Below are 4940 nucleotides of genomic sequence, written 5' to 3'. Positions count from 1 at the left end.
GGACCCGGGCGCGGGCGGCGGTGGCCCACTGCTCGAGCGCGGCGAACGCGGACCGGCGCCCCGCGGCGAGGGCCTGCCGCGCCTGGGTGTGCGCGGCGTCGACGGCGGACGCGGCGTGCGCCGCGGTGGCCTGCACCGCCCCGGTCGCGGTGGTCTCACCCGCGCCGATGGCGGCCTGGGCCTGCTGCGCCCCCTCCTGCACCTGGCTCGTCGCCTGCGTCCGGGCCGGTCCGTACACCTGGGCCTGCCGCTCGGCGTTCCGGGACCGCACGGTGGCCGCGGTCTGGGCGCCCGCCGCGGGCAGCTCGGAGCGGGCGCGACCCGCGACGGCGTCGTCGATCCGGGCCTGGCCGCTCGCGACGTCCGCGTCTCCGCTGGTCGGCGCCGCGTGCGCGCCGTCGACCAGCGAGTCCGCGGTGGTCGTCGCACGTTCGGCCTGCGTCGTCGCCTCCGTCTGCGCGGCCGCCGACATCGTGGTGACCCTGGCGCTCGCGGCCTCCTGCGCGCTCACGGCCTGGCCCCCGACCTGGCCGCGCGCGGCCTGCGCCGCACCCGTGACGCGGGCCCGGGCGGCAGCCGTCGCCGCCGTCGTACGCGCGGTCGCGGCTGCCCGCCCGGCATCCGCCTGCGCCTCCTGCTGCGCGAAGTGAGCGGTCAGCCGGGCTCGCTCGGTGGCGACGGTCGCGTCGACGGCCTGCTCGGTGTCGGCGGCGGCGGCGAGGACACGGGCCGACTGCTGGCTCACGAGGGCCGCGGTCTCGGGGTCGGCGACGGCGTCGGCGGGGAGCTCCGTGACCGGGGGCAGCACCGCGACGGGAGGCGTGTCGTCGACGCCGGCGTCGACCGCCGCACCCGCGCTCTGCACGGCAGGCACCGGGGCCCCGGCTCCGGCGGGACCTCCGGCGACCGCATCACGCGCCGGCGCGCGCGGGGCGGCGGCCGAGACGAGCCGGGTCACGGCCGCGTTCCCTGCCGTCCCCTGCAGGTGGAGCACGGCGGCCGGCGACCCGGCGTACCCGCCCGAGGGACGGGCGGTCGTCGGGGGCGGGTTGGGCGCCGTGCGGCCGTCCGCCCGGGCGCCCCCTGCGCCCGCCGCGGGCTGTGGCGCTCGCGTGGCCGACGTCGGCGCGGTCGCGGCACCGGCGGCCACCTCGGCGGCCGGCCGCTGCGCAGCCGACGGGCGCGTGGCGGACCCGGCGGTGTCGCCCGCCCGTGACAACAGCTCCCGCTCGCTCGACCGCATGGATCCCCCAAGCTCCTCATGGTGTCGAGGGGGACCGGTGCCCCGGCGTGCCGCGAGGGCATCGTCGGGACCCGGACGGGCTGCCCGATGGGGCGGCGTCAGGCGGTCGGGTCGAGGAGCGCCTCGAACGGTGCGGTGCGGACCTCCGGCGCAGCGGCGCGCGCGAGGGCCGTGTCGAGCGTGTCGAGGAGCGTGTGGACGTCGGGGACGGCGGTCCCGGTCCCCGCGAGCCGCAGGGCGGCCCTGGCGTCGACGACGAACCTGGTCATGGGCCGGTCAGGTTCCCATCACGTTCGTGCCGTCGGACAGGGTCGGGGAGATCACCCCGAACACGTTGCCGTCGGGGTCGGCGAGGTAGCCGAGCCGGCCGACGCGCTCCATGTCCGTGAGCGGCAGCGCCTCTGTCGCGCCGAGCGACAGGGCTCGGGCGAACACGGCGTCGATGTCCCCGTCGACACCGACCACCACGTCGGCACCGTTGATGGGCGCCCCGGCCTCGGGCGGTGCGCCACGGCGCTGGACGAGCCCGCCGTTGATGCCGTGACCGGGCTCGGCCTGCGCGTTGATCGCGCCGTCGCCGGTGTCGATCGCCCAGTAGTCGACCGAGCCGAACTGCAGGAAGGTCCACCCGAAGAGCGACGAGTAGAAGTCGATGAGCCGCAGCGGCTCGGTCGCGTGGATCTCGAAGTGCACGACCAGGTTGCTCACTGCAGGCCTCCTCGTCCTGCGGCGCCCCCGCGTCGGTCCCGGACGGCCGGCTGCCGCGAGTCCAGAATGCCCCTGTGCTGCGACTGACGCTCTCGGTACCGCGTGACCTCAGCCCGCAGGTGGTCGGCGTGCTCGACGGCGACCCCGCGGTCAGCAGCCTGGCGGTCCTGACGGGGGCGTCGCGACGCCCGGACGGGGATGTGGTGATCGCCGACGTGGCCCGGGAGGCGACCGACGGGGTCGTCGAGCGGCTCGTCGACCTCGGCGTGCACCGGGACGGCACGCTGCGGGTCGACGAGGTCGAGACCTGGGTGTCGCAGCGCGGGTTCGACGCCGAGCGGCTCGCGCCGGGCAGCAGCGCCGACGCGGTGGTGTGGGCGGAGGTCACGCAGCAGGCGTACGAGGACTCCGAGCTCAACTGGACCTACGCGAGCTTCATGTGCCTGGCGACGATCATCGCGGCGATCGCGCTGCTGCTGGACTCACAGGTGCTGGTGATCGGCGCGATGGTGCTCGGCCCCGAGTTCGGTGCCGTGGTCGCGCTCGGCGTCGGGCTGGTGCGCCGACGGCCGACGCTGCTGCGACGGGCGCTGGTCACGCTGCTCGTCGGATTCGCGCTGGCGATCCTCCTGACGGCCGCTGCGGCGCTGGTCGGTGAGGCCATCGGGTGGATCACGGTCGAGGACTTCACACGGCCGCGGCCGGACACGTCGTTCGTGTTCTCGCCGGACCGGTGGTCGCTCGTCGTCGCGGTCATCGCGGGGGCGGCGGGGGTGCTGTCGCTGACGTCGGCGCGGCTCGGCGGTCTGTCGGGCGTGTTCATCTCGGTGACGACGGTGCCCGCCGCCGGGAGCCTCGCGCTGAGCCTGACGTTCGGGGCCTGGTCGGAGGCGCGCGGCAGCGCGCTGCAGCTGCTGGTCAACATCCTCGGGATGGCTGTCGCCGGCTGGGCGACGCTGCTCGTGCAGCAGGTGGTGTGGCACCGGGTCGCCCGCCGGCTCCGCATCAAGCGGGCCGGTGCCCCGCCGCCCGGGACGCCGGGCGGTCGCCGCTGACGCCGCACACTGGCAGAGCGAGCGGCCCGTTACCGTGGCCCGGTGGACCCCATCACCCCGACGGCGCCGCCGCTCACCGGCCGGGTGATCCTGTCCCAGGACTGGGTGCGGCTGAGCTTCCTGCACTGGCGGGTCGACCCCGCGCTCGTCGCGCCGCTGCTCCCGCCCGGCACCCGGCCGGACGAGCACGACGGGTCGTCGTGGGTCGGGCTGATCGCGTTCCGCATGGAGCGGTTCACGATCCTGCCCGGACCCGCGCTGCCGCACATCGGCACGTTCCCTGAGATCAACGTGCGCCTCTACACCGTGGGCGACGACGGCCGGCGGGGTGTCCTGTTCCGGTCGCTCGAGGCCACCCGGGCCCTCACGGTCCTCGGCGCCCGCACCGTGATGAACGTGCCGTACGAGTGGGCCCGCATGTCGATCCGGCGGACCGGCGACGCGATCGACTACCGCTCGACGCGGCTCACCGGCAGCCGGCCGTCGACCCGGATCGTCGTCCGCCCCACCCGTGAGGCCGTGGTCGGCGACGCGCTCGCCGACTTCCTCACCGCCCGCTGGGGCATGCACACGCGGATCGGCGGCCGCACCCGGTTCGTCCCCAACGAGCACGAGCCGTGGCCGCTGCGCCGGGCCGAGCTCGTCGAGCTGGACGACGAGCTCGTCGCCGCCGGCGGCCTGCCCGGGGTGACGACGCGACCGCCCGACTCGGTGCTGTACTCGCCCGGCGTGCACGCCCAGTTCGCCACGCCCCTCTGACGACCGCGAACCGCCTCGAGACGGACGCCCGCGCACCCTGGGCGCCGTGTGACCTGCTGCCCTACAGTCGGCTCCATGCTGATCCTCGGCCTGATCCTGTTCGGCATGCTCGTCGGTGCCGCTGCCCAGCTCATCCTCGGCCGGCAGTCCGGGCGGATCGACTGGACCATGGCGATCATCGCCGGTCTGGTCGGCTCGTTCGTCGGCGGTCTGCTCGCGAGCCTCATCGCCGGCGACGGGCTCGAGCTCCGTGCGAGCGGCATCATCGGCTCGATCGTCGGGGCCGTGATCATCACCGCCATCTGGCGCTGGAGCCGGGGCCGCTCCGCCGCCTGACGGCGTGCGGGCGACCGTCGCGGCTTGCTGACGCACCGAGGTCCCCCGGCAGTGCCGGGGGACCTCGACGTGTCTCGGGTCCGGGGCGCCGACCGTGGCCGGCGCCCCGAACAGGTCAGGCCGTCGCGCAGGTGGCCGTCGGGTAGCTGCTGTTGCCGTTCTTGTAGAGCGTGAGACCGAAGCTGTTCCCGGAGCCGTTCGGCCGGGCGGTCACCGTGCTGCCGCTCGACGAGACCGACGCGTTCCAGCTGCTCTGCACGGACTGGCCGCCGCCGAGCTGGACCGTGACGACCCACGAGCTGCTGCCGCTCACCGTGAAGTTGAAGTTGAACCGGTCGGTCCAGTCCTCGGCCTTCGTGACGCTCACCGTGCAGCTCCCGGTGCTGCCACCCCCACCGGTGCTCCCGCCGCCGCCGGTGCTCCCGGACGGCGCCACCGCACGGCCCGTGCTGGACGAGATCTGCCCGGGGCACAGGTTGCGCGACTTGAGGTCGTTGAGGATGTTCGGCAGCGCCTGCACGGTCGCGGCCGGCCAGTCGTGCATGAGGATGATCTGGCCGTTCGTGAGCCGGGCCGCGTTCTGACGGATGGTGTCCGCGCTGGCGTTGTTCCAGTCGTTGGAGTCGACGTCCCAGATGATCTCGCGCAGGCCGAGCGAGGACTCGACCGACTTGAGCGTCGAGTTGGTCTCGCCGTACGGCGGGCGGAAGAGGGTCGGCGTGACGCCGGCGGTCTGCTGGATCGCCTGCTGGCTCCGCGAGAGCTGCGACTGGATGTCGCTCTGGCTCATGTTCACCAGGTGCGGGTGGTCCCAGCTGTGGTTGCCGATCTGCAGCCCG

At 74.9% G+C, this 4940-nt stretch carries 8 protein-coding genes (1 of these 8 only partly in view); 3 read left to right on the top strand and 5 right to left on the bottom strand.

Going from position 1 to position 4940, the window contains the following annotated elements:
• The 3 genes from J7523_RS15725 to J7523_RS15715 all read right to left on the bottom strand — a co-directional run.
• Nucleotides 1–1243: hypothetical protein (locus J7523_RS15725; protein ID WP_291888632.1), on the bottom strand; the 1243-nt coding region annotated here is incomplete at its 3' end.
• 98 nt (nt 1244–1341) lie between these two features.
• On the bottom strand, nt 1342–1512 hold the full coding sequence (locus tag J7523_RS15720) for a hypothetical protein (RefSeq protein WP_291888629.1): 171 nt from the start codon (nt 1510–1512) through the stop codon (nt 1342–1344).
• A gap of 7 nt (nt 1513–1519) precedes the next feature.
• Nucleotides 1520–1951 carry a VOC family protein gene (locus J7523_RS15715; protein ID WP_291888626.1) on the bottom strand — a complete coding sequence of 144 codons (432 nt, stop codon included), beginning with the start codon at nt 1949–1951 and terminating at the stop codon, nt 1520–1522.
• A gap of 74 nt (nt 1952–2025) precedes the next feature.
• Here J7523_RS15715 and J7523_RS15710 point away from each other — a divergent pair, with 74 nt between their 5' ends.
• From J7523_RS15710 to J7523_RS15700, 3 genes are all read left to right on the top strand, one after another.
• On the top strand, nt 2026–3006 hold the full coding sequence (locus J7523_RS15710; protein WP_291888623.1) for a DUF389 domain-containing protein: 981 nt from the start codon (nt 2026–2028) through the stop codon (nt 3004–3006).
• A gap of 42 nt (nt 3007–3048) precedes the next feature.
• Nucleotides 3049–3765, top strand: coding sequence for a DUF2071 domain-containing protein (locus J7523_RS15705; RefSeq protein WP_291888620.1), 717 nt, complete (start codon nt 3049–3051; stop codon nt 3763–3765).
• 75 nt (nt 3766–3840) lie between these two features.
• On the top strand, nt 3841–4101 hold the full coding sequence (locus tag J7523_RS15700) for a GlsB/YeaQ/YmgE family stress response membrane protein (protein ID WP_291888618.1): 261 nt from the start codon (nt 3841–3843) through the stop codon (nt 4099–4101).
• A gap of 115 nt (nt 4102–4216) precedes the next feature.
• On the opposite strand, the gene J7523_RS15695 is transcribed toward J7523_RS15700, so the two are convergent.
• Both J7523_RS15695 and J7523_RS15690 read right to left on the bottom strand, forming a co-directional pair.
• Nucleotides 4217–4891, bottom strand: a complete 675-nt coding sequence (locus tag J7523_RS15695) for a polysaccharide deacetylase family protein (RefSeq protein ID WP_291888616.1) — start codon at nt 4889–4891, stop codon at nt 4217–4219.
• Nucleotides 4892–4893: 2 nt separating this feature from the next.
• Nucleotides 4894–4940, bottom strand: the final stretch of a protein-coding gene (locus J7523_RS15690) for a glycoside hydrolase family 11 protein (RefSeq protein ID WP_291888614.1). It continues 1336 nt past the right edge of the window; the window shows 47 of its 1383 coding nt (coding positions 1337–1383); the start codon falls outside the window, past its right edge; the stop codon is at nt 4894–4896.

This window comes from Cellulomonas sp. (assembly GCF_017744555.1).
In the GTDB taxonomy this organism is placed as follows: Bacteria; Actinomycetota; Actinomycetes; order Actinomycetales; family Cellulomonadaceae; genus Cellulomonas.
Note: the sequence above shows the minus strand (reverse complement) of the source record. Positions and strands in the feature narration are given on the sequence as shown.